This is a genomic window from Streptococcus sp. k-402, from assembly GCF_013277515.1.
GTDB lineage: Bacteria > Bacillota > Bacilli > Lactobacillales > Streptococcaceae > Streptococcus.
In genome coordinates, this window is record NZ_VMNB01000024.1 from 1 (window position 1) to 2,528 (window position 2,528).

The 2,528-nt window shown below is 36.2% G+C and carries 1 protein-coding gene and 2 pseudogenes; all 3 read left to right on the top strand.

The features are described from left to right. A pseudogene (locus HT724_RS09840) lies at window positions 1-138 on the top strand (IS30 family transposase); the annotation flags it as partial. Between the two features lie 428 nt (window positions 139-566). Next, window positions 567-1,502 carry a bifunctional biotin--[acetyl-CoA-carboxylase] ligase/biotin operon repressor BirA gene (birA, locus tag HT724_RS09845; RefSeq protein ID WP_173276885.1) on the top strand — a complete coding sequence of 312 codons (936 nt, stop codon included), beginning with the start codon at window positions 567-569 and terminating at the stop codon, window positions 1,500-1,502. A 156-nt stretch (window positions 1,503-1,658) separates the two neighbouring features. Further along, window positions 1,659-2,528, top strand: a pseudogene (locus HT724_RS09850) (transposase); the annotation flags it as partial.

Sequence of the window (2,528 nt, forward strand, 5' to 3'; positions counted from 1 at the left end):
GCTGCTTTGAATGGAAAGTCAGCCTATGAACTCTTTGCCTTTACCTATGGAGAAGAAATTCCTAAACTTCTCGGCATTTCTAAAATACCTGCAGAAGATGTCTCTCAGTCGTCTAAATTACTCCAACATAAGTTCTAAAAACTAACCTTTAACCACATTCAAACGTCTCACACTAACTTCCACCATAGCGGAACTTAATCTGAAACGCTTTCAGATGAGGAGATTTTGTGCGCTCTTTTTTTCTATTCATTTTGGCTACAAAAGCTATAAAATCAAGCATAATTAAAACCAGTGGAACTTACCCTGACACGGATTTCCACTGGTTTTTAGGATTTTTATCAGACTAACTTCCACTTGGATTAGCGGTGGAAGTTAGTTTGGGAATTTACCAAAAGGGAGCAAAAATACTGATATTTCAAAACTCAAACTTAATGACTAGATTTACTATAAGAAAATCATACCGTAAAGACTAGGTATATGTTAAAATAGTAGTAATATAATAAGGTTTTGACCAACTATCCGAACTATATTTAAATCATTTACAATTCCTAAAGAAAGGAAACACTATGAAATCCTACCAAGCCGTCTACCAAATTCTAGCTAAAGAAACCGACTATATCAGCGGAGAAAAGATTGCAGAAGAACTATCACTGACCCGAACATCAATTTGGAAAGCCATCAAGCGTTTAGAACAAGAGGGCATTAAAATTGATAGTATCAAAAACAAAGGCTATAAACTTGTGAATGGAGACCTTATTCTTCCAGAACTTCTAAAACAAAATCTTCCAATTAAAGTCAGCTTTAAATCCGAAACAAGATCAACACAACTAGATGCAAAAGAAGCAATTGATTTAGGCCATGAAGCAAACACCCTCTATCTAGCTTCCTATCAAATAGCAGGGCGTGGCCGTTTTCAACGCTCCTTCTACTCTCCTCAAGGTGGCATTTATATGACCCTCCATCTTAAACCAAATCTTCCCTATGACAAATTACCATCCTACACACTACTTGTAGCTGGAGCTGTCTACAAAGCCATTAAGAACCTAACTTTAATAGATGTCGACATAAAATGGGTCAATGATATCTACCTAAACAATCATAAAATTGGAGGAATTCTCACTGAAGCAATGACCTCTGTAGAAACAGGCTTAGTCACAGATATCATTATTGGAGTAGGTATCAATTTCACTATTAAAGACTTCCCTCAGGAATTAAAAGAAAAAGCTACTAGCTTATTTAAAACTACAGCTCCAATAACAAGGAATGAATTAATCATAGAAATCTGGCGTGCTTTCTTCGAAACACCAGCAGAGGAGCTATTATACCTATATAAAAAACAGTCATTCGTTCTAGGAAAAGAAGTTACTTTCACACTAGATCAAAAAGACCACAAGGGACTTGCTAAAGACATCTCTGAAAGTGGTAAACTTTTAGTTCAATGTGATAACGGAAAAGAAATTTGGCTAAATAGTGGCGAAATTTCTCTCAATAGTTGGAAGTAAAATAACACAATTATAATATAAACGATATAAAAAGGCTCTATAATATTTGTAGTGGGTAAATCCCTATAGATATTATGGAGCCTATTTTAGGGTAGAAAAAAAGTCCCATATGACCTATAATGAAAAGCGATCAAACAACTCATTAGAAAGAATCATATGGAACAATTACATTTTATCACAAAACTACTAGACATTAGAGACCCTAATATTCAAATTATAGATATCATCAATAAGGATACACACAAGGAAATCATCGCCAAACTGGACTACGATGCTCCATCTTGTCCTTATTGTGGAAGTCAAATGAAAAAATATGACTTTCAAAAACCTTCTAAGCTCCCTTACCTCAAAACGACTGGTATGCCTACTAGAATTCTATTTAGAAAGCGTCGTTTTAACTGCTATCAGTGCTCGAAAATGATGGTCGCCGAGACCTCACTCGTCAAGAAGAATCATCAAATTCCTCGTATTATCAACCAAAAGATTGCGCAAAAGTTAATTGAAAAGACTTCTATGACCGATATTGCCCATCAGCTTTCCATTTCAACTTCAACTGTCATTCGAAAGCTCAATGATTTCCACTTTAAGCATGATTTTTCTCGTCTTCCTGAGATTATGTCCTGGGACGAGTATGCCTTCACTAAGGGAAAGATGAGTTTTATTGCACAAGATTTTGATAATCTCAACATCATCACTGTTCTTGAGGGTAGAACACAAGCTGTCATTCGTGATCACTTTCTTAAATATGATAGAGCCGTCCGATGTCGAGTGAAAATCATTACTATGGATATGTTTAGTCCCTACTATGCCTTAGCTAAACAGCTTCGCTTTCGAATTTCTAGGCTCAGGCTGAAACAGTCTCCCAGACTGTTTCACTCCCATGTGCTAAAATCGTTCTAGATCGTTTCCATATTATCCAACATCTCAGCCGTGCTATAAGTCGTGTCCGTGTTCAAATCATGAATCAGTTCGATCGAAAATCCCATGAATACAAAGCTATCAAACGTTACTGGAAGCTCATTCAAC